Here is a 20,336-nt window from a genome sequence, read left to right as displayed (position 1 = left end):
TCAGTCCTCCTCGGACGTGTCGAAGGGTCGCAGGGCCGCCGCAAGCAGCGCGGCGGGGTCGACGCCCGCCCCGCCGTCGCGGCCTCGGAGCACGCCGGCGGCTGCCCGCAGCCGCCCTCCCACGATGACACGGCGGACGTCGGAGGCGGTGGCGGCGAGCACCAGTTGCGCGGGCTCTGCGCCGACCGTGCGCACGGTCGCGGCATCCAGCTCGACGAGGTCGCAGGGCGCGCCGACGCGGATGCCGCCGGTCAGACCGCAGGCGGCGTAGCCGTTGTCGGCGAGCGCCGCGGCCAGTTCCACCGTGCTGAACCGGCCGCGGCGACCCGAGGCCAGACGCTCGCCGGCTTCGAGGCCGCGCACCTCGAGAAAGGGGTCGACCACGGCGTTCTGGTCCGACCCGAGGGCGATGCGCGCCCCCGCGTCGGCGAGCTCCCGCGCCGGGCCGATGCCGTCGCCGAGGTCGGCCTCGGTCGTGGGGCAGAACACCGCCGTGACCCCGGCATCCCCCAGCATCCGCACGTCGTCGGCGGTGAGATGCGTCGCGTGCACGGCGCTCAGCCGGGGTGCGAGGGCCCCGGCGTCGGCGAGCACCTGCGTCGGCGTGCGGCCGTAGGCCGCCAGGCAGTCGGCGTTCTCCTGCGGCTGCTCCGAGAGGTGGACGTGCAGCGGAACGTCGTCCGGAAGCCCGGCGACGATCGCCCCGATGTCCTCGGGGGTCACCGCGCGCACGGAATGCACCGCGGCGCCCAGCACCACCGACGGACCGAGGGCGTCGCGCAGCGCGTGCCAGCGGCGCAGCCAGCCTGCGGCGGTGCCGTCGCCGAACCGCAGCTGCGCGAGGGTGAGCGGCGCACCGATCCCGCCCGCGAGGTAGCAGGTGTCCAGCAGAGTGAGCCGGATGCCGGTGTCGGCGGCCGCCTCGGCCAGCGCGCGCTCCATGGCGTGCGCCGGATCGTAGGCGGTGCCGTCGGGACGGTGGTGCACGTAGTGGAACTCCGCGACAGCGGTGTACCCGGCCGCGAGCATCTCGCCGAAGACGGCGCGGGCGAGGTCGTGGTAGAGGGCGGGGTCCAGTCGCGCCGCGGCGGCGTACATGCGCTCGCGCCACCGCCAGAAATCCCCGCCGCCGTCGTGGGTGCGCCCGCGCAGCACCCGGTGGAACGCGTGCGAGTGGGCGTTGCCCGCGCCGGGGAGCACCATGCCCAGCCGCAGATCGCCCTCCCCGGGCGCGACACCCGGCTCGATGCGGGCGATGCTCCCCGACGGGTCGACGTGCAGCCGCACGGAGCGCACCGGGACGCCGTCGATGAGCGCGGTCTGGCAGTGGATGATCACAGCAGGCCTCGCAGCACCTGCTCGAGCGCGACCACGCCCGCGACGGTGTCGTCGAGGGTGGCGTGCTCCTCGGGCGAATGCGACACCCCGCTGGGGTTGCGGACGAACAGCATGGCCGTCGGGACGTGCGCGGCCAGCACCCCCGCATCGTGCCCGGCACCCGTGGGCAGCGCGGGGATGCCGCCCAGGCGCGAAGCCAGCGCCTCGCGCAGGACGGGGTCGAACTGCACCGCGCCGCTCCACGACTCCTCGGTGACGGTGGCGGTGCAGCCCTCGTCCGCGGCCTCCGCGGTCACCCGCGCGGCGATGTCGGCCACGAGCTCACGGGTGTCGTCGTCGCCGGCGCTGCGGGCGTCGAGCCAGGCGGTGACGACCGACGGGATCACGTTGGTCCCGCCCGGCACGGCGGAGATGCGCCCCACCGTCGCCCTGGCGTCCCCGCGCGCGGCGGCAGCGGCGCGCACCGCGATGATGCCGCGGGCGGCGGCGACCATGGGGTCGCGGCGGTCGGCCATGCGGGTCACGCCGGCATGGTTGCCCTCGCCCGCGACGTCGATGCGCCACCGGCCGTGGGCGAGGATGCTCGAGGCGACGGCGAGGGGCGCGTCGAGGTCGATCAGTCCGCGGCCCTGCTCGACATGCAGCTCCAGGAACAGTCCGATGCGCCCGAGCGCGGCGTCGTCGCGGCCGAGGTGGCGGGGCGGGATGCCGTGGGCCGCCGCGGCGTCGGCGAACGCGATGCCGTCGGCATCGACGAGGGCGCCGGCGCGATCGGGGGCGATCGCTCCCGTCATCAGCCGCGAGCCGAGGCACGCGACGCCGAAGCGCGATCCCTCCTCCTCCGCGAAGACGACCACGGCGCAGGGCCGCGACGGCGCGAAGCCGTCGGCGCGCAGCAGCGCGATCGCGTCGAGGGCGCTGACCACACCGAGCGGGCCGTCGAACTCCCCGCCTCCCGGCACCGAGTCGAGGTGGCTCCCGAGCACCACCGCATCGGGTCCCGGCTCCCCCCACCACGCCCACATGTTGCCGTTGCGGTCGGTTTCGACGTGCAGCCCCAGGCGACCGGCCCGCTCGGCGAACCACGCCCGCAGCTCGAGCTCGGCCGGCTGAAAGACATGCCGCGAGTAGCCGCCGCGACGGGAATCCCGCCCGACGTCGACGATCTCGTGCAGCCCTGTGAGGCGACCGGCGGTGACCGCGACGGTGGGCGTCATCGCTCGGCCATCGGCACGCGCAGGCCCCGCTCGGCGGCGACCTCGATGGCACGCTCGTAGCCGGCATCCACATGACGCATGACGCCGGTGCCGGGGTCGTTGACGAGCACGCGCTCGATCTTCTGCGCGGCCAGCGCCGTGCCGTCGGCGACCACCACCTGACCGGCGTGGATCGACCGGCCGATGCCGACGCCGCCGCCGTGGTGCAGCGACACCCACGTCGCGCCCGACGCGGTGTTGAGCAGGGCGTTGAGCAGGGGCCAGTCGGCGATGGCGTCGGAGCCGTCCTTCATCGCCTCGGTCTCACGATAGGGCGACGCGACCGAGCCGGAATCCAGGTGATCCCGGCCGATCACGATCGGGGCGCTCAGCTCACCGGAGGCCACCATCTCGTTGAACCTCAGGCCCGCCAGGTGGCGCTCCTTGTAGCCGAGCCAGCAGATGCGGGCGGGGAGGCCCTCGAAGTGCACCTTCTCACCGGCGCGGGTGATCCACCGCCGCAGCTTCTCATCGTGGGGGAACAGCTCCAGGATCGCCCGGTCGGTCGCGGCGATGTCGGCGGGATCCCCCGACAGCGCCGCCCAGCGGAAAGGCCCCTTGCCCTCGGCGAACAGCGGGCGGATGTAGGCGGGGACGAAACCGGGGAACTCGAACGCCCGCTCGCACCCGCCCAGCTGCGCTTCGGCGCGGATCGAGTTGCCGTAGTCGAACACCTCGGCACCGGCATCCTGGAAATCCACCATCGCCTGCACCTGCGCGGCCATCGACCGGCGGGATGCCTCGGTGAACGCTTCCGGGTCCGTCGCCGCCCGCTCGTGCCACTCGCCCAGCGGCACACCCTCGGGCAGGTAGCTGAGGGGATCGTGGGCGGACGTCTGATCGGTGACGATGTCCACCGGCACGCCCCGCTGCACCAGCTGCGGGAACACGGTCGCGGCGTTGCCGACGAGGCCGACCGACAGCGGGCGGCGCTCGGCCTTGGCTGCCAGCACCCGGCGCAGCGCCTCCTCGAGGTCGTCGGTCATCTCGTCGAGGTAGCCGTGGTCGACGCGGCGCTGCAGGCGCGCAGGGTCGACATCCACGATGAGCACGACGCCGTCGTTCATCGTGACGGCCAGCGGCTGCGCGCCGCCCATGCCCCCGGCGCCGCCGGTGAGGGTGAGAGTGCCGGCGAGGGTCCCCCCGAAGCGCTTGTCCGCGACGGCCGCGAAGGTCTCGTACGTTCCCTGCAGGATGCCCTGCGTTCCGATGTAGATCCACGATCCGGCGGTCATCTGCCCGTACATCGTGAGCCCCTCGGCCTCGAGCCGGCGGAATTCCGGCCAGGTCGCCCAGTCGCCCACGAGGTTCGAGTTGGCGATCAGCACCCGCGGCGCCCACTCGTGCGTGCGGAAGACCCCCACGGGCTTGCCCGACTGCACCAGCAGGGTCTCATCGTCCTCGAGCGTCTCGAGGGTGCGCACGATCGCGTCGAACGCCGCCCAGCTGCGCGCCGCCCGGCCGGTGCCGCCGTACACGACGAGATCATCGGGTCGCTCGGCGACCTCGGGGTCGAGGTTGTTCATCAGCATGCGCAGCGCCGCTTCGGTCTGCCATCCCTTCGCGGTGAGGGCGGTGCCGCGGGCGGCGCGGACAGGACGGGGCTGGTGGTCGGTCACGGGGGTTCCTTCCGGGGGCGGGTGGAGCGTCAGTGGAGTTCGAGGGTGCGGGCCAGGGCGGCGTCGCGCAGCGAGCCCGAGCGCACCGCGGCGACGGCCTGCTCGATCTCGGGAGACAGATGACGGTCGGGACCGGGACCGGGGATGCCGGTGCGCAGGTGCGCGACCACGGCGCCGGTGGCCGGGGCGGGCGTCAGCGGGGCACGCAGGTCGAGGGCGCGCGCAGCGGTCATGGCCTCGATCGCGAGCACCCGCGTGAGCCCGTCGACGGCGGTGCGCAGCTTGCGCGCCGCCGCCCACCCCATCGACACGTGATCCTCCTGCATGGCCGATGAGGGGATCGAGTCCACGGACGCCGGCACGGCGAGGCGCTTCAGCTCGGAGACGATTCCCGCAGCGGTGTACTGGGCGATCATGAGCCCGGAGTCGACGCCCGCGTCGTGCGCGAGGAAGGCGGGGAGTCCATGGCTGCGGGCCGGATCCAGCATCCGGTCGGTGCGGCGCTCCGACATGCTGGCGACGTCGGCGACCGCGATGGCGAGGAAGTCCAGCACGTAGCCGACCGGCGCGCCGTGGAAGTTCCCGTTGGACTCCACGCGCCCGTCGGCGGTGACCACCGGGTTGTCCACGGCGGCGGCCAGCTCACGTTCGGCCACCTGTGCGGCGTGGTCGAGGGTGTCGCGCGCCGCACCGTGCACCTGCGGGGCGCAGCGCAGCGAGTACGCGTCCTGCACGCGGGTGCACTCCGGGCCACGATGACTGGCCACGATCGGCGAGTCGGCGAGCATGCGGCGCATGTTCGCTGCGGCGAGGCGCTGCCCGTCCTGGGGCCGCAGCGCCTGGAGATCGTCGGCGAACGCCGCGTCGGTGCCGAGCAGCGCCTCCACGCTCATCGCCGCGGTGATGTCGGCGGTGCTCAGCAGCAGGCGGAGGTCGTCGATGGCGAGGGCGAGCATGCCGAGCATCCCGTCGGTGCCGTTGATGAGCGCCAGCCCCTCCTTCTCGGCGAGCACGACGGGGGTGATGCCGGCGGCGGCGAGCGCCTCGGCGGCCGGCTGCAGCCGGCCGGACGCGTCGCGCACCGTCCCCTCGCCCATGACGGCGAGCGCGCAGTGCGCGAGCGGGGCGAGGTCTCCCGAGCACCCCAGCGATCCGTACTCGTGCACCACGGGGGTGATCCCCGCGTCCAGCACGGCGGCATAGGTCTCGGCCGTGATCGGCCGCACGCCCGTGCGGCCGGTGAGCAGGGTCGACAGCCGCAGCAGCATGAGCGCCCGGACGGTCTCGCGCTCCACCTCCGCGCCGGATCCCGCGGCGTGCGAGCGCACCAGGCTCTGCTGCAGGCGGGTGCGGTCGGCGGTGGGGATGAACGTGGTGGCGAGGGCGCCGAAACCGGTCGAGATGCCGTAGTGCGGCTGCGGGTCGGCCACGAGCCGGTCGATCGTCTCGCGTCCGGCGCGGACGGCGGCGATGGCCTCGTCGGAGACGACGATCGGGGCGCCGTGACGCGCGACGGCGACCACCTCGTCGACGGTGACGGGGCCGGTCCCGACGACGACGGGGGCGGGGCGCGAGGCGACGGGCTTCATGTTCACATCCCACGGCATCGCTCGGCTCCCCCGGGATGCGCAATCGCAGAATCCGTCTCACCCGTGAGACAGTGGTGCCGGGAAGGACACGATCATCGCCGCCACCACGCCCACGGCTCCCGCCGCCCGACAGACCCTCGCGGTGCTGCAGCATCTCGCGGCGCAGCGTGGACCGGTGACCGCGGCGAGCATCGCGGCATCCCTCTCGCTGCCCCGTTCGACGGTGTACCGGCTGCTCGGGGTGCTCGAGGAACACGGGTTCGCGCTGCACTTCCCCGAGGAACGGCGCTACGGCATCGGCCTGGCGGCGTTCGAGATCAGTTCGGGGTTCGCCCGGCAGCAGCCGCTCACCCGCCTGGGCGGTCCGGTCCTCGCCACGCTCGTCGACCGCGTCGGGGAGAGCGGCCACCTCGCGGTGCTGCACGGACGCGATGTCATCTACCTCATCGAGGAGCGGGCGCCGCGGCGGCCCTCCCTCGTCACCGACGTCGGCGTGCGCCTGCCCAGTCACCTCACGGCCAGCGGGCGGGCGCTGCTGGCGACGCTGCCCAAGGGACAGGTGCGTGCCCTCTTCCCCGACCGCAACGCGTTCGCCCAGCGCACCGACGACCGCATCTCGAGGTACTCCGCCCTCAGCCGCCTGCTCGCGGAGGTCCGCGCACAGGGGCACGCGACCGAGGACGGCGAGATCACCCCCGGCCTGGCGTCGGTCGCCGTGGCCGTGCGCGACCACACCGGGTGGCCGGCGGCGAGCATCGCGGTGACGTTCGACTCCGGCCGGTCCGACCAGGCCGTGGCGGCGATCGTGGCTCAGGTCTCGGCCGCGGCCGCCGACCTCGCCCGTCGCATCCGCGGACGCCCGCTCAGCGCGGCGCGGCCGTGACGCCGTCCGGCGCGGACGGGATGCCGGGGTCCTCCGCCACGATCACGTCGTAGCCGCGGTCCTCCAGGCGCGTGCGCTGCTCGTCGGTGATGCCGGAATCGGTGATGACCGTGTGGAACAGCCGCTCCGGGCCGATGACGGCGAAGACGCGCTTGTCGAGCTTCGCGGAGTCCACGACCAGCACCGGTCGCTCGGCCCGCCGCGCCATGGCCGCGTTGACGGCGGCCTCCCGCTCGTCGTGCGTCGTCGCTCCGTGATCGGGGTGCAGGGCGTTCGCGCCGATGAACGCGATGTCGAGGTTGACCCGCCCGAGCGTCTCCTCGGCGTGCGGGCCGACCAGCTCGTACGAGCGCGGGTGCAGCACGCCGCCCACCACCACCGTCTTGATCTGGGGCCGCATCGCGAGCTGCACCGCGATGTTGACGGCATTGGTGACGACGGTCAGGCCGGGGTCCTCGGCGTGCTCCATGACGTCGCCCCGGGTCATCAGCTCATCGGCGATCGCCGTGGCCGTGGTCCCTCCCGACAGCCCCACGATCGCTCCGCGCGGGACGAGCGCGCTGGCCGTCCGTGCGATCGCATGCTTGGCTTCGCGTCGCTGCTGGTTCTTGTAGCGCAACGGCAGGTCGTAGGCGACCGAGTGCGACACCGCGCCCCCACGGGTGCGCCCGAGCAGCTGCTGCTCGGCGAGGGCGTCGAGGTCCCGGCGTGCGGTGGCGGGCGAGACGCCCAGGCGCTCAACGATCTCCTCGACCTGCAGCCTGCCCGACTCGGCGAGCAGGTCGAGCACCGCGCTCAGTCTTTCGGCTCGGTTCACCCGTTGCTCCGCGGCGAAGCGAACAGCTGCATCAGCCGCATGGTCTCGGTCACCACGGCGGACCTCCCCGCGTCGATGTATCGGCGCGAGTCTACGACGGTGGGGTGGTCGTCCAGGTGCGCACGCACCGCGCGGGTGAAGAACGCGTTCAGGTGGGTGGAGACGTTGATCTTCGTCAGCCCGGCGTCGATGCCGGCGACGATCGTGTCGTCGGGCACGCCCGACGATCCGTGCAGCACGAGCGGGACCGGGACGGCGTCCCGCAGGCGCGCGATGAGCTCGAGGTCGAGCACCGCCGTGCGCTCGGCCATCGCGTGTGAGGAGCCGACCGCCACCGCCAGCGCGCCGACGCCCGTCTCGGCCACGAATGTCGCCGCCTCGTCGGGATCGGTGCGCACGCCCGGTGCGTGCGCACCGTCCTTGCCGCCGATCTCGCCGAGCTCCGCCTCGACGAGCACGCCCGCGGCGTCTCCGGCGGCGACGACCCTGCGGGTGGTCGCGACGTTCTCCGCGAAGTCCAGCTTCGCCCCGTCGTACATCACCGACGTGAACCCGAGCTCGATCGCGCGCAGCGCCAGCTCGGGGTCTTCGGCGTGGTCGAGGTGCACCGCGATGGCGGCGCGGGAGGCGGCCGCCATCTCGAGAGTGGCGCGCGCGAGCGGCTCGAGGGCGCCGTGGTAGCGCAGGCAGTTCTCGGAGAGCTGCAGGATCACCGGGAGACCGGTCTCCTCTGCGGCGCGCACCAGCGCCTCGGCGGTCTCCAGATGGATCACGTTGAAGGCTCCGGCGGCGGTACCCGCCCGGCGGGCCTCGTCGAGGATGACGGCGGTGGAAGTGAGAGTCATGTCTGGTTCCTGGAATCGGTGTCGAAGATCACGGCGGCGGTGAGGGCGTCGCGTTCGGAGGAGAGATCGCCGGCGAGCGGCATGAGCACCGCCGAGGCCGACCAGCCGACGGCGGTGCGCGCGAGCTGCGCCAGCTCCTCGTCGCCCAGGTCCTCGGCAGTCCCCCGCGCCGCCAGCAGGTGCGCGAGGGCGGCGACGGCGGCATCCCCCGCCCCTGTCGGGTTTCCCTGCAGCACGCGCGGGAGCCGCGCACGCAGTCCTCGGCTCGGGTGGGTGCGGCGCACGAGCAGCATCCCCTCGGCGCCGAGGGAGACCACCACCAGGCCCGCGCCGCACTGCAGCAGCGCCTGCGCGCCGGCCATGACGTCGTCGGTGCCGGTGGTCTCACGCAGTTCGGCGGCGTTGGGCTTGAGCACGTGCGCGCCGGCCTCGGCCGCTGCCCACAGCGCCGCGCCGGTCACGTCGGCGATGGTGACGATGCCCGAGGCGACCGGCGCCGCCACGATCGCGGCCACATCGCCCGCAGCCAGCCCTGGCGGCAGACTTCCCGACACGACCACCGCCGCCGCGCGCGTCGCCAGGCTGCACGCCTCGTCCCGGAAGGCCGCGGCCTCCTCGGGCGACAGCGCCGCACCGCGCTCGTTCAGCAGCGTCGCCTCACCCGTGGTGTCGTCGACCACGGCGATGCTGCGCCGCGTGGGCGCAGCCACCGGGACCAGACGATGCGCGATGCCTGCCGCGCGGAGGTCGTCGCCCAGGGCGTGGCCGCTCGCACCGCCGGCGGTCATGAGCGCGAGCACCTCGTCGCCCGCGGCGGCGAGGACCCGTGCGACGTTGACGCCCTTGCCGCCGGCCCGCTGCGCGCCGGTGGCGACGCGGTGGGACTCCCCCGCGGCGAGACCGTCGACGTGCCAGGTGCCGTCGAGGGCGGGGTTGGGCGTGACAGTCAGGATCATGCGCCGCGTTCCCCGGCCAGCAGGCGCGCGCGCAGCGCGGTGCCGATGAGACCGGCATCCTCTCCGAGTCCGGCCCGCACGATCTCGCACCGCCGCTGGAAGGTCAGCAGTGCGGCGACGCGCCCGCGCAGCGGCAGGAACAGGTCGTCTCCCGCCTCGGCGAGCCCGCCGCCGATCACCACGACGCCGGGCGCGAGCACGGTGATCTGCCGCACGATCTCCCGCGCGAGGGCCTCCACCGCCTCGTCCCACACCTTCTGCGCCCGCGGGTCACCGGCCCGCAGCGCGTGCAGCACCTCCCGAGCACCGTCGACCGGCGCCCCGGCGGCGCGGGCGTACCGCCGCGCGATCGCCCCGGCGGAGGCGACCGTCTCGAGGCACCCGACCCCGCCGCAGGGGCACGGGTCGCCCTCGGGGTCCGCGACGACGTGACCGATCTCGCCGGCGAAGCCGCCGCCGACCAGAGGCGTCCCGTCGATGAGGATCGCCGAGGCGATCCCGGTGCCGATGACGACCACCACCGCATCGCGATGGCCGGCCGCGGCGCCCCATCGGTGCTCCGCCAGCCCGGCGGCGCGCACGTCGTGACCGAAGGCGACCGGCATCCCGAGCGCCTGTGCGGCGAGCTCCCGGATCGGGGCGTCGCGCCAGCCGAGGTTGCCGGAGAACACCGCCACTCCGGCGTCCTCGTCCACGAGCCCGGGGACGCTCACCCCGGCGGCCACGGGCACCAGCCCGCGGTGGGCGGCACGATACGACGCCGCGAGGCCGGCGAGGTGCCCGGCGATGGCCCCCGCCGGGTCGCCGGCCGAGCGGGGCGTGGGGGTGCGGCGCAGGTCGACGATGCGGCCCGACGCGTCGACCAGAGCGGACTTGGTGGCCGTCCCCCCGACGTCGAACGACAGGACGACCGGACCGTCGCCGATCACCGGCGCACTCATGCGTCGAGGATGACCGACCGCGTGAGGTTGCGCGGCTCATCGGGGTTCAGGCCGCGCGCCACCGCCCGCGCGAGGGCCACGCGCTGCGCGCGCACGAGCTCGGCCATGGGATCGAGGCCCGCGTCCTCGAAGCGTGCGCCGGTGCGGCGCACGTCGTCGGCGAGGCCGTCGGGCATGTCGCCGAACGCCCAGGTGACGCGCCCGGGCGCCGCGATGGCGATCGGGCCGTGACGGTAGTCCATGGCGGGGTAGGACTCGGTCCACGACTGGGAGGCCTCGCGCATCTTGAGCGCAGCCTCGTGCGTGAGACCGATCGACCAGCCGCTGCCGATGAAGGTGTACTGCTCGGCGTCGACCAGCTCGGGGTCGAGGTCCTCGTCGATCGCGCGCTCGGCGTCGGCGATCGCGCCGGAGAGGTCCTCTCCGAGCGATGCCCGGAACAGGGCCAGCGCCGTCGTGGCGAAGCGTGTCTGCACGACCGACTTCTCGTCGGCGAAGGGCAGCGTGACCACGGAGTCCACGAGGTCCATGAGCGGGGAGGTGGGGTCGCCGACCACGCCGATGAGCGGGGTGCGCCCGCGCAGGCGCCGCGCGAGCTGCAGCACCTCCGTCGTGGTTCCCGAACGGGTGAGCGCGACGACGGCGTCGTAGTCGCGATCGGGCATCTCGGATGCCGCGAAGGCGTCGGTGACGCCCGCGCCGCTGCGCTCGCGCAGGGTGGCGTAGGCCTGGGCGATGAACCACGACGTGCCGCAGCCGACCACGGCGACGCGCGCACCCACCGGCGGCAGGGCGGTCGTCTCCCGTGCGATCTCGGCCGCCTGGGCCCAGGTCTGCGGCTGCGAGCGAAGCTCGGCCTCCATGTGCGTGGACGTGATGGTCATCGCCGTGCCTCTCCCGCCGCTCACATTGATCCCTGTTTGATCGTTTCTGATTGCAAGACGTGCGTTCCGATCAGGTTACTGCTCATTCGCAGGCAGCACGAATCGCTGCCTTCCGGTGGCCCCGATCACACGGAGACGACGGCGGGGGCTGCGGTCGAGGCGCGCACGATGAGTTCCGGCACGATGGGCTCGACGGCGGGCGGCTCGCCACCCTCGACCATCGCGATCACCCGGGCGGCGACCGTGCGGCCCACCTGCTCGAACGGCTGGCGCACCGTCGTCAGCGCCGGTGCGGCGTAGGCGGACAGCGCGATGTCGTCGACGCTCACGACGGACACATCACCGGGGACCGCGCGACCGGCCTCGTGCAGGGCGCGGGTCACACCGAAAGCCATTTCATCGCTCGAGACGAAGACCGCGGTGACGCCGGGGATCGCCGCGATGGTGCGCCCGGCCCGGTATCCCGATTCGGGGGACCAGTCCCCGGGGATCACCGGCGGCGGGGCGATGCCGCGCTCGCGCAGCACGCTCTCCCACTCCTCCCGCCGCGCCAGCGACTCCTGCCAGAACTCGTCGCCGGAGACGTGCCAGACGTTCTCGTGGCCGAGGTCCAGCAGATGCTCCGTCGCCACTCGGGCGATCGCACGCTGATCGATGAGCTCATCCACGCCGTGGCCGTCGTCCTGACGGTGCCCCACCGTGGGGGTGCGCGCGGTGCGCGCGCCCAGCGCGTCGGCGAGGAATCCCACCGGCGCGAGCATGACGATCCCCTCCGCGCCCTGTCGCTCCAGCCGGTCGAACGCTTCGACGAAGGCGGCGGGGCCGGAATGATGGGGCACGCTCGCCGTGGTCACGGCGTAGCCCTCTTCCGCGGCGACCGCCTCCACGCCGAGGAGGATCGCGCCCGTGGAGTAGCGGCCCGTCGAGATGGTGATGACCCCGAGCATGCGGGTGCGCCCGGACGCCAGCGAAGCGGCGGCGGCGTGAAGCCGGTATCCGGTCGCCTCGACGGCAGCCATCACCCGCTGCGCGGTCTCGGGGCGCACATTGACGTGACCTGCGATCACCCGAGACACGGTCTGGGTGGACACTCCCGCCACGCGCGCGACGTCGACCTGGCTGGGGGCTTTGTCCCCGGAGGAGCGGCGCGGCATCCCCTCATCGTAGTGAGGCGTGCGGCGCACGAGCCATCATCGGGCCGAATAGGGCAGGATGTTAGGTGATGTGAACGCAAACATCACCGCGTGCGGACCGATCGGTCCCGTAATCCGAGAGGACGACTGAGGATGGATCCGAGCTCGGCCGCCACCGTGCGACCGTCAGTAGCGGCGCTCACATACGCCGACAGCACGCTGCTGCGTCATGGACGGCCGCACCGCATGCTCGCCGGGGCCGTGCACTACTTCCGTGTGCACCCCGACCAGTGGGAGGACCGCCTGCGCCGGCTGGCCGCCATGGGCGCCAACACGGTGGACACCTACATCCCGTGGAACTTCCACGAGCAGACCGAGGGCGACGCGCGCTTCGACGGGTGGCGCGACATAGAGCGCTATCTGCGCATCGCGGCGGAGGTGGGTCTCGACGTCTACGTGCGGCCGAGCCCGTACATCTGCGCCGAGTGGTCCAACGGCGGGCTCCCCGCCTGGCTCACGGGGCGCATCCGCCACGTGCGCAGCAGCGACCCCGCCTATCTCCGCGCCGTCGAGGAGTGGTACGCGCAGCTCCTGCCCCGTCTCGCGCCGCTGCAGACCGTGCACGGCGGGCCGATCGTGGCCGTGCAGGTCGAGAACGAGTACGGCTCGTTCGGCTCCGACCGGGCATACCTCGAGCACCAGCGCGAGCTGCTGCGCGCCCACGGCATCGTGGAGCTGCTCACCACCGCCGACGGCATCACGCCTGACATGCAGCGCCACGGATCGGTGGAGGGCGCCATGCCGAGCTTCACCTTCGGCACCGGTGTCGAGACGGCCTGCGAGCTGCTGCCGGAGGCCACACCGCTGCTGTGCAGCGAGATGTGGGGCGGGTGGTTCGACCACTGGGGCGAGCGGCACCACGTCCGCAGCGCGCAGAGCATGATCGGCACCGTCGACGCTCTCCTCGCCGCCGGCGGTTCGGTGAGCCTGTACATGGCACACGGCGGCACCAACTTCGGGCTGTGGGCGGGCGCGAACTTCGACGGCGTGCTGCAACCCACGGTCACCAGCTACGACTCCGACGCCCCCATCGCCGAGGACGGACGCCTCGGCGACAAGTTCGCCGCGCTGCGGGAGGCGTTCGCCCCGTTCCACGACGGCCCTCTTCCCTCGCTTCCCCCCGAGCCTGTCTTCCTGCCGCCCCACGCGGTCCCCTTCACCCCCGAGGGCACGCTCGACGCCGCACTGCAGGCGCTCCCCGCCGGCAGCGTCCGCTCCAACCCCGCCAGCTTCGAGGAGCTGGGAGTCGCCGACGGCATCGTCGCCTACGAGACGCAGGTGGACATCGGATCCGACGCCACGCTGTCGATCATGGGACTGCACGACCGCGCCGCCGTCCTGCTCGACGGCCGGCGCATCGCCACCCTCGAGCGCGACGGCGCCACCACTGTCGCGCTCGATGGCGTGACGGGGAAGCACCGGCTCACGCTCGTCGTGGAGAGCCTCGGTCGCATCAACTACGGTCCTCGCATCGGCGAGCACAAGGGCATCCTCGGCGGCGTGCTGCTCGGCCGTCGCTACGTGCACGGATGGACCCACCGCGTGGTCCCGCTCGATGGGTCGCTCCGCGGCGCAGGCGGCGAAGCGACCGCCGACGGCTTCGCCGTCGCCACCGTCGAGGTCACCGAGCAGGCCGACGCCTGGCTGGCGGTGCCCGGCGGCAGCAAGGGACTGATCTGGCTCAACGGCTTCCTGCTCGGGCGCTACTGGAGCGTCGGTCCTCAGGAGACGCTCTACGCTCCCGCGCCGCTGTGGCGCGAGGGGAGCAACGAGGTGCGCGTGCTGGACCTGGAGCAGCTGCCCCGAACCCTCGACATCCGCGACCGCCCGTCGCTGGGCGAGCGCGAGGAATTCATCGGCTCCTGAGTCGCCGCGGCGACGAGAAGGCCCCCGGCGCCACGGCGCTGGGGGCCTTCTCGTTCGCGCGGTGGACTCAGCCCTTGACGGCCCCCGCGGCGAGGCCCGAGCGCAGGTAGCGCTGCAGCGTGAAGAACAGCACGATCAGGGGCAGCACGCCGAGGAGCGCGCCGAGCATCACCGCGCCCTTGTTGGGCGAGAAGTAGCTCATCATCCCGAACAGCCCGAGGGTGACCGGCTTCAGTTCCTGCGACGAGACCATCAGCAGCGGCAGCAGGAAGTTGTTCCAGGTGGCGACGAACACGAACAGGAAGATCGTCACCATCGCCGGGGCGAGCAGGCGCATCACGATCGTGAAGAAGATCCGCACCTCGCCGGCGCCGTCGATGCGCGCGGCTTCGAGAAGCTCGGTCGGCACCGAGCTGGCGTAGACCATGCCCAGGAACACGCCGAACGGCGAGACGGCCGACGGGATGATGATCGCCCACGCCGTGTCGACCAGGCCGAGCGCGTGGAACTCCAGATAGAGCGGCACCGTCAGCAGTGCCACCGGCATCAGGAGGCCGGCCATGATCACGCCGACGACGATCTTCTTGCCGGGGAAGGAGAACTTCGCGATGGCGTATCCCGCCATCACAGCGAACAGTGTGCCGACGACACCAGCGGTGACCGAGTAGAAGATGGAGTTGCCCACCCACCGCCAGAACATGCCCTGGGTCCAGGACATGAGGCTGTCGTAGTTGGCGCCCAGGTTCCACTCGGCGAACCAGAACCCGAAGGTCGACGTGAGATCGCGGTTGTTCTTCGTCGCGGCGATGAGCAGCCAGTAGACCGGGCCGAGGAAGTACACCGCGGCGACGACCAGTGCGGCGATGCCGCCGATCTTGCCGCGCAGCGACGGCAGGGCGTTCTTGGGGGGAAGGTCGTAGTCGACCTTGGGCGCACGGCGCGTCACGGTGCGCAGGAGTGCCGTGGTCATGAGATTCCTCCCTTACGGCGCTGCACGAGCGCATAGATGATCGCGAGGATGCCGGCGATCACGGCCATGAGCAGCGAGTAAGCCGAGGCGACGCCGGTGCCCGAAGGCGAGACCGCGCCCAGCAGCGAGTTGTAGGTGAGCATCATGGGCGTGTAGCCCTTGCCCATCCACGGGTTCTGGCTCTCCATCACGGTCGGCTCGTTGAAGAGCTGGATGGTCCCGATGATCGACAGCAGCACGGCCAGCAGCGCGGCGCCCCGCACGAGCGGCACCTTGATCTTGACCGCGATCTGCCAGCCGGTGGCGCCGTCGATGCGCGCCGCCTCGTAGAGCTCGCGCGGCGCCGCCTGCAGCGCCGCGAGGAAGATCAGCATGTTGTAGCCGGTGTAGGTCCAGGTCGTCATGTTCCCCATCGAGAAGAGGATCGTGCCCGGAGCCATGAAGTTCGTCCCCTCGGGGAGGTACTGCATGAACGGCGAGACCTCGGGGGTGTACAGGTACAGCCACATCATCGCGGCGATGACCCCGGGGATCGCATAGGGGAGGAAGAAGGCCAGGCGGAAGAAGCCGGGGCGCCGCACGATGAACGAGTCCAGCAGCAGTGCGAGTCCGAGCGCCGCGATGATCATGACCGGGATCTGCACGAGGCCGTACAGCACCACCCTGCCCATGCCCGCCCAGAACGTGGCATTGCCGAGCGCGAGGGCGAAGTTGTCGAACCCGACGAAGGTCTCCACGAGGCCGCCGCCGCCGTAGAGGCCCTCGCCGGAGGGCAGCTCGGCGAACAGCGATGCCCGGATCGAGACGATGATCGGCACGACGAAGACGACGATGAACAGCAGGGCGAAGGGGGTGAGGAACAGCAGCCCCGTCAGCGCTTCGCGACGGCTGCCGCCGCGTCGGCCGCGGCGCTGTCGCGAGGGCGGGGTGGCGGGGGCCGTCGCTGCGGCTGCGGCCACGGTGGGCGTGGTGAGTGTCATTTCTCGTCTTTCACGGGCAGGAGCCGGCGGAGCACAGGGGCGGGTCCCTTGCGCTCCGCCGGCTCAGCGGGAGTCAGCGAAGCGCGTCAGTCCGCGACGGGAAGACCGAGATCCGTCAGCGAGGCGACGGCGTCGTTCTGAGCCGTGGTGAAGATGTCGGCGACCGTGGTCTTGCCCGCGCCGACGCCGGAAGCGGTCTCGTTCATCGTGGTGAGCGAGGCGAAGCCCGGCGCGTAGACGAACTCCGGGTTCATGCGAGCGGAAGCGGTGGCGAGCTCGGCCAGCACGTCCTGTCCGCCGAACTGGCGCAGCATCTTCTCACTGGTCTCCGGGGTGCCGTTGGCGGCCACGACGAGGCCCTGGGAGGCCAGGTCGTCGATCTGCGTGTTGAACCAGCCGTTGAAGGCCATGGCCTCGGCCGGGTACTCGCAACCGTCGAGCACGGCCACGCCCGAGCCGCCGTCGGGGCCGGAGAGCTCACCGGCGCCGAAGTCGGGCAGCTGCGCCACGCGCCACTGACCCTCGGCGGGAGTGCCGTCCAGCGAGTCGAGCATGAAGCCCGCCTCCCAGGCGGCGCCGATGTGGCCGATGAGGGAGCTGGAGTTGACCGCCTGCGTGAAGCCCTCGCCCCAGCGCTCGGTGACCAGTGCGTCCTGACCGTCGATCAGTCCCTGCCAGAACGCAGCGACCTTCTGGCTTCCGGGCCCTTCCGCCTGGACGCTCCACGCGTCGCCGGAGGTGTCGAACCAGGCGTCGCCCGCGGCGGCGGACTGCGCGGACAGCCAGTTGAGGGCCTCATCCGGGGTGAACGCGGCGACGTACTTGCCGGCATCCGCGGCGATCGCCGCACCGGCGGCCAGCTCCTCCACCGTGGCGGGGACGGTGAGGCCCAGCTTCTCGAACTCGGCCGCGTTGTAGTAGTAGACCAGCGGGCCGGTGTCCTGGGGCAGACCGACGACGGCGTCGCCCACGGTCATCATCGCGTAGGCTCCGGCGCCGAAGTCGCCCTTGTAGTCGCCGGCGTGCTCGGCGACATCCTGCAGCAGACCCTTGACGAACAGCTGCGGCACCTCGGAGTACCCCACCTGCGCCAGGCACGGGCCGTTGCCGGCCTTGACGTCGGTCTCGAGCTTCAGGATCAGGTCGCTGGCCGCGCCGTCGAACTTGGTGGCGGTGACCTGGATGCCGGGGTTGTCCGCGTTCCAGCGGTCGACGATGTCGGAGACCGCCGTCATGCCCTCGCCGTCGGGAAGGCGGTGGACATAGCTGAGTTCCACGACATCATCCGAGGATGCCGCCGGCTCGGTACCGGTTCCCCCGGTGCTGCATGCCGCCAACGCGACCGCGGAAAAAGCCGCCAGGGCTGTGACGGCGGCGGGACGTCCGGCGCGGAACTTCGTTGTCATGTGATCGCTCCCCTTCGAGGATGCCGCAACGATGTCGCGCGGCGTTTTGCCCATCGGCGACTTCTGCGAGCTGTGCGTTCGCCATCTTCGTCGATGAGATGGATGTTTGCGTTCACAATACCGCGACTCCGCGTATGCTCAAGTCGCAAGCACGTCCCACCGACATCACTTGCTCACCGCGAACACCGGCCTCCGGCGGCGCGGCGCAGCGGTGCCCAGAGGAGAGAACATGACATCGATCGTCCCGCTCCCCCGCGTGCAGCAGGCACCGGCCGGGGAGACTCCGCTGCACCTGTCCGAGACTCTGCGCATCGAGGCCGAACCCGGTGCCGCCGCGGTCGCCGAGCTGCTGGCGGCGTCTCTCCGCGCGCGCGGCCGGCGCGTCACGACCACGGAGGTCGACGGCCCGGCGACCCGCATCGCGCTGCGTCAGCAGCCCGCCGAGCCGAGTGCGACCGCGACCTCGGCGCCGGAGGAGGCGTACACCCTCGACGTGACCTCGGCCGGGGTGGAGCTGACCGCTCCGACTCCCGCCGGCCTCTTCCGCGGCTCACAGACCCTGCTGCAGCTGCTGCCGCCGGACCTCTCCGGTGCGGTGGCGGTCGACGCGGTGCATGTCGAGGATTCCCCCCGGTTCGCCTACCGCGGCGTGATGCTCGACGTCGTGCGGCACTTCTTCGCCGTCGATGAGGTGCTCGGCCTCATCGACGCGCTCGCCCTCCTGAAGATCAACCACCTGCATCTCCACCTCACCGACGACCAGGGGTGGCGCATCGAGATCGACTCGTGGCCGCGTCTGACGAGCGTGGGCGCCCGCGGGGCGGTCGACGATGCTCCCGGCGGCTTCTACACGAAGGACGACCTCCGCCGCATCATCGCCTACGCGGCGGAGCGATACATCACGGTCGTGCCCGAGATCGACCTGCCCGGCCACACGAACGCCGCCCTCTCCGCCTACCCGGAGCTCAACGCCGACGGCGTCGCCCGCGAGCCCTACCACGGCGTCGAGGTCGGCTTCTCGTCCCTCAGCGCCGCTCCGGAGCGCGCCGAGGCCACCGACCGGTTCCTGCGGGATGTGCTGGGGGAGGTCGCCGCGCTGACTCCGGGACCGTGGCTGCACATCGGTGGGGATGAGTCGTGGTCGACACCTGCCGAGGACTATCGCGACCTGGTGCGGCGCATCACCGCGACGGCGGCGGCCACCGGCAAGCGCGTCATCGGGTGGCATGAGATCGGCGCGTCCGAAGACCTGCCCGCGGGGACGGTCGCGCAGTACTGGAGCTACGTGAGTCCGGTCGGCGACTCTGCCGACAACGTGCGGGCCGTCGTCGCCCAGGGCGGACAGGTGATCATGTCGCCCGCGGATGCGGCCTACCTCGACATGGCCTACCCCGAGCCGCCCGCCACCCCCGGCGGCCGCCCGCTGGGGCTCGACTGGGCCGACGGCGCGACCTCACTGGCACAGGCATACGGCTGGGAGCCGACGGCGATCGTCGACGGCATCTCCGAGGCCGACATCCTGGGCGTCGAGGGACCCCTCTGGGCGGAGACCACCCACACGATGGCCGACGTCGAGTACCTGGTCTTCCCCCGCGTCGCGGCGCTGGCCGAGATCGGCTGGTCGCCGGCCGGCGAGCGCGACGCGGAGGACTTCGTCGCTCGTGTCGCCGCCCTCGGGCCGGCATGGGATGCCGCCGGCATCCGCTACGCGCGCGTCCCCGAGGTGCCCTGGGCGGGCGCCGCGGGCGACGACCGCTGACACGTCCGCGGCCGGGGCGTCAGAGCAGCTCGTCATCTCCCGGAATGGGTGTCAGCGCGAGCTGGGTGGCGGGGCTGATCAGGAGCGACGTCGGCCGGGGCTGGCCTTCGCCGTGGTTGACCTCGAGCCAGAACGGCGGCGCGGCCCCCTCGACGCTCGCCATGATCTGCGCGCGCAGCTCATCGAGGTCGCGACCGCCGACCGAGTAGGAGTTGGCGCCGTAGGCGATGTCAATCCGCTTCATCGAAGCTCGCAGTCGCGGTGTCGGGGGCGGGTTCGGGCACCACGTACAGCCCCTGTGGGGAGTTGGCTGTGTAGGCGAGCGCTCCCAGCCACGCCGGATTCAGCGCGGCGCGACGGCTGCCGTAGTACTTGTAGACGATCACGCTGCGAGGGTGCACCCAGATGGAGGTGCGTCCGTCGCCGACGCTCGCGTCGTCGCGCCAGGTGAAGTGGAAGGACTCGCCGCGGCGGAGCTTGTTCCCGATGACCAGCTGCAGGTGTGAGAGCAGCCGGTCCTCGAAGTCCGCTTTCAGCTGGCCTTCGAAGATGAACTTGCCCATCGTGGCACCTCTCCACTTCCCCCCGCCGACACGGCCGACGCTTCATCCTCGCCCACCTGCCCCGCGGGCGGAAGCCCCTATCCGCCCGCGGACGGCGCGGATAGACAGGCCTGATGGACCGACTGCACTACGCCGGCAACTCGATCGTCACCGGCACCGACATCGCGCACGCTCTGCTCGGCTACGCCCAGGCGCTGGCGGAGGCGGAGTCGTCGGCGACCGTGTCGATCCCGACCCTCCGAGACGACGGCACCCGGGGGCGCTCTGAGGTGCTGATCGGACCGGCGAGTCAGCTGATCTCCGATTCGGAGGGCTCCCCTCACGACGAGATCGTCGATGCCGAGCTGGTCGAGCGGCTGAACATGCTGGCGGCACGGGTGCGCGACGAACGCAGCCCCGCCCCGCAGACCTCGGGCGCGCCCGATCCGCAGGACCCGGACGGTGCGCCCTATGCCGACGGGTTCTGACCCC

Annotated in this window: 19 protein-coding genes; 4 read left to right on the top strand and 15 right to left on the bottom strand. The window is 72.3% G+C overall.

Features of this window, described 5'->3' with window-relative positions; genetic code table 11:
• Genes QNO26_RS02080 through hutH form a run of 4 tightly spaced genes read right to left on the bottom strand, consistent with a single transcriptional unit; the run spans position 1 to position 5,802 of the window.
• A complete protein-coding gene (locus tag QNO26_RS02080) occupies positions 1-1,338 on the bottom strand; it encodes a formimidoylglutamate deiminase (protein WP_257526281.1) in 1,338 nt (445 codons plus the stop codon).
• Complete coding sequence (locus QNO26_RS02075) at positions 1,335-2,555, bottom strand: allantoate amidohydrolase (RefSeq protein ID WP_257526282.1); 1,221 nt, start codon at positions 2,553-2,555, stop codon at positions 1,335-1,337. Before QNO26_RS02075 ends, QNO26_RS02080 begins: the two co-directional genes overlap by 4 nt.
• On the bottom strand, positions 2,552-4,213 hold the full coding sequence (gene hutU, locus QNO26_RS02070; protein ID WP_257526283.1) for a urocanate hydratase: 1,662 nt from the start codon (positions 4,211-4,213) through the stop codon (positions 2,552-2,554). Before hutU ends, QNO26_RS02075 begins: the two co-directional genes overlap by 4 nt.
• A gap of 29 nt (positions 4,214-4,242) precedes the next feature.
• The gene (gene hutH / locus QNO26_RS02065; RefSeq protein WP_257526284.1) at positions 4,243-5,802 is read right to left on the bottom strand and encodes a histidine ammonia-lyase; all 1,560 of its coding nucleotides are present in this window, start codon (positions 5,800-5,802) and stop codon (positions 4,243-4,245) included.
• Positions 5,803-5,944: 142 nt separating this feature from the next.
• Between hutH and QNO26_RS02060 the strand changes: the two genes are divergently transcribed.
• The gene (locus QNO26_RS02060) at positions 5,945-6,685 is read left to right on the top strand and encodes an IclR family transcriptional regulator (protein ID WP_308208978.1); all 741 of its coding nucleotides are present in this window, start codon (positions 5,945-5,947) and stop codon (positions 6,683-6,685) included.
• On the opposite strand, the gene QNO26_RS02055 is transcribed toward QNO26_RS02060, so the two are convergent.
• The 6 genes from QNO26_RS02055 to QNO26_RS02030 all read right to left on the bottom strand — a co-directional run bounded on the left by QNO26_RS02055 (position 6,666) and on the right by QNO26_RS02030 (position 12,282).
• Entirely contained in the window at positions 6,666-7,502 is an 837-nt protein-coding gene (locus tag QNO26_RS02055) for a DeoR/GlpR family DNA-binding transcription regulator (RefSeq protein ID WP_257526285.1), read from the bottom strand. The two genes, QNO26_RS02060 and QNO26_RS02055, sit on opposite strands and share 20 nt — an antisense overlap.
• Positions 7,499-8,347, bottom strand: a complete 849-nt coding sequence (locus QNO26_RS02050; protein ID WP_257526286.1) for a class II fructose-bisphosphate aldolase — start codon at positions 8,345-8,347, stop codon at positions 7,499-7,501. The genes QNO26_RS02055 and QNO26_RS02050 overlap by 4 nt, the downstream gene beginning before the upstream one ends.
• Entirely contained in the window at positions 8,344-9,303 is a 960-nt protein-coding gene (locus QNO26_RS02045) for a 1-phosphofructokinase family hexose kinase (RefSeq protein ID WP_257526287.1), read from the bottom strand. The genes QNO26_RS02050 and QNO26_RS02045 overlap by 4 nt, the downstream gene beginning before the upstream one ends.
• On the bottom strand, positions 9,300-10,244 hold the full coding sequence (locus QNO26_RS02040; RefSeq protein WP_257526288.1) for an ROK family protein: 945 nt from the start codon (positions 10,242-10,244) through the stop codon (positions 9,300-9,302). Before QNO26_RS02040 ends, QNO26_RS02045 begins: the two co-directional genes overlap by 4 nt.
• Positions 10,241-11,128 carry an SIS domain-containing protein gene (locus QNO26_RS02035; RefSeq protein ID WP_257526289.1) on the bottom strand — a complete coding sequence of 296 codons (888 nt, stop codon included), beginning with the start codon at positions 11,126-11,128 and terminating at the stop codon, positions 10,241-10,243. Before QNO26_RS02035 ends, QNO26_RS02040 begins: the two co-directional genes overlap by 4 nt.
• A gap of 125 nt (positions 11,129-11,253) precedes the next feature.
• Positions 11,254-12,282: a LacI family DNA-binding transcriptional regulator gene (locus tag QNO26_RS02030; RefSeq protein WP_257526290.1), complete on the bottom strand. Its 1,029-nt coding sequence runs from the start codon at positions 12,280-12,282 to the stop codon at positions 11,254-11,256.
• 132 nt (positions 12,283-12,414) lie between these two features.
• On the opposite strand from QNO26_RS02030, the gene QNO26_RS02025 reads away from it, so the two are divergent.
• Positions 12,415-14,187, top strand: a complete 1,773-nt coding sequence (locus QNO26_RS02025; RefSeq protein ID WP_257526291.1) for a glycoside hydrolase family 35 protein — start codon at positions 12,415-12,417, stop codon at positions 14,185-14,187.
• A gap of 67 nt (positions 14,188-14,254) precedes the next feature.
• On the opposite strand, the gene QNO26_RS02020 is transcribed toward QNO26_RS02025, so the two are convergent.
• The 3 genes from QNO26_RS02020 to QNO26_RS02010 form a co-directional block, all read right to left on the bottom strand.
• The gene (locus QNO26_RS02020; protein WP_257526292.1) at positions 14,255-15,157 is read right to left on the bottom strand and encodes a carbohydrate ABC transporter permease; all 903 of its coding nucleotides are present in this window, start codon (positions 15,155-15,157) and stop codon (positions 14,255-14,257) included.
• Positions 15,154-16,137 (bottom strand): carbohydrate ABC transporter permease, encoded by a 984-nt coding sequence (locus QNO26_RS02015; protein ID WP_257526293.1) that lies wholly within the window; start codon positions 16,135-16,137, stop codon positions 15,154-15,156. The genes QNO26_RS02020 and QNO26_RS02015 overlap by 4 nt, the downstream gene beginning before the upstream one ends.
• An 86-nt stretch (positions 16,138-16,223) precedes the next feature.
• A complete protein-coding gene (locus QNO26_RS02010) occupies positions 16,224-17,543 on the bottom strand; it encodes an ABC transporter substrate-binding protein (RefSeq protein WP_257526294.1) in 1,320 nt (439 codons plus the stop codon).
• A gap of 229 nt (positions 17,544-17,772) precedes the next feature.
• Here QNO26_RS02010 and QNO26_RS02005 point away from each other — a divergent pair, with 229 nt between their 5' ends.
• Positions 17,773-19,302, top strand: coding sequence for a beta-N-acetylhexosaminidase (locus QNO26_RS02005; RefSeq protein WP_257526295.1), 1,530 nt, complete (start codon positions 17,773-17,775; stop codon positions 19,300-19,302).
• Positions 19,303-19,321: 19 nt separating this feature from the next.
• Here QNO26_RS02005 and QNO26_RS02000 read toward each other — a convergent pair whose 3' ends face one another.
• Positions 19,322-19,546, bottom strand: coding sequence for a hypothetical protein (locus tag QNO26_RS02000; RefSeq protein WP_257526296.1), 225 nt, complete (start codon positions 19,544-19,546; stop codon positions 19,322-19,324).
• A complete protein-coding gene (locus QNO26_RS01995) occupies positions 19,533-19,865 on the bottom strand; it encodes a DUF7882 family protein (protein ID WP_257526297.1) in 333 nt (110 codons plus the stop codon). The genes QNO26_RS02000 and QNO26_RS01995 overlap by 14 nt, the downstream gene beginning before the upstream one ends.
• Before the next feature lie 113 nt (positions 19,866-19,978).
• On the opposite strand from QNO26_RS01995, the gene QNO26_RS01990 reads away from it, so the two are divergent.
• Positions 19,979-20,332, top strand: a complete 354-nt coding sequence (locus QNO26_RS01990; RefSeq protein WP_257526298.1) for a hypothetical protein — start codon at positions 19,979-19,981, stop codon at positions 20,330-20,332.
• Positions 20,333-20,336 lie beyond the last annotated feature (4 nt).

It is taken from the genome of Microbacterium sp. zg-Y1090 (assembly GCF_030246945.1).
In the GTDB taxonomy this organism is placed as follows: domain Bacteria; phylum Actinomycetota; class Actinomycetes; order Actinomycetales; family Microbacteriaceae; genus Microbacterium; species Microbacterium wangruii.
The sequence above is the reverse complement of the archived record's forward strand: the minus strand, read 5'-3'. Positions and strand labels throughout refer to the sequence as shown.

Bases quoted from the DNA above. Each gene is read 5' to 3' on its own strand.
- QNO26_RS02075 (WP_257526282.1), bottom strand. From the start codon at position 2,555: ATGACGCCCACCGTCGCGGTCACCGCCGGTCGCCTCACAGGGCTGCAC.
- hutH (WP_257526284.1), bottom strand. From the start codon at position 5,802: ATGAAGCCCGTCGCCTCGCGCCCCGCCCCCGTCGTCGTCGGGACCGGC.
- QNO26_RS02050 (WP_257526286.1), bottom strand. From the start codon at position 8,347: ATGACTCTCACTTCCACCGCCGTCATCCTCGACGAGGCCCGCCGGGCG.
- QNO26_RS02045 (WP_257526287.1), bottom strand. From the start codon at position 9,303: ATGATCCTGACTGTCACGCCCAACCCCGCCCTCGACGGCACCTGGCAC.
- QNO26_RS02040 (WP_257526288.1), bottom strand. From the start codon at position 10,244: ATGAGTGCGCCGGTGATCGGCGACGGTCCGGTCGTCCTGTCGTTCGAC.
- QNO26_RS02035 (WP_257526289.1), bottom strand. From the start codon at position 11,128: ATGACCATCACGTCCACGCACATGGAGGCCGAGCTTCGCTCGCAGCCG.
- QNO26_RS02030 (WP_257526290.1), bottom strand. From the start codon at position 12,282: ATGCCGCGCCGCTCCTCCGGGGACAAAGCCCCCAGCCAGGTCGACGTC.
- QNO26_RS02025 (WP_257526291.1), top strand. From the start codon at position 12,415: ATGGATCCGAGCTCGGCCGCCACCGTGCGACCGTCAGTAGCGGCGCTC.
- QNO26_RS02020 (WP_257526292.1), bottom strand. From the start codon at position 15,157: ATGACCACGGCACTCCTGCGCACCGTGACGCGCCGTGCGCCCAAGGTC.
- QNO26_RS02015 (WP_257526293.1), bottom strand. From the start codon at position 16,137: ATGACACTCACCACGCCCACCGTGGCCGCAGCCGCAGCGACGGCCCCC.
- QNO26_RS02010 (WP_257526294.1), bottom strand. From the start codon at position 17,543: ATGACAACGAAGTTCCGCGCCGGACGTCCCGCCGCCGTCACAGCCCTG.
- QNO26_RS02005 (WP_257526295.1), top strand. From the start codon at position 17,773: ATGACATCGATCGTCCCGCTCCCCCGCGTGCAGCAGGCACCGGCCGGG.
- QNO26_RS02000 (WP_257526296.1), bottom strand. From the start codon at position 19,546: ATGAAGCGGATTGACATCGCCTACGGCGCCAACTCCTACTCGGTCGGC.
- QNO26_RS01995 (WP_257526297.1), bottom strand. From the start codon at position 19,865: ATGGGCAAGTTCATCTTCGAAGGCCAGCTGAAAGCGGACTTCGAGGAC.
- QNO26_RS01990 (WP_257526298.1), top strand. From the start codon at position 19,979: ATGGACCGACTGCACTACGCCGGCAACTCGATCGTCACCGGCACCGAC.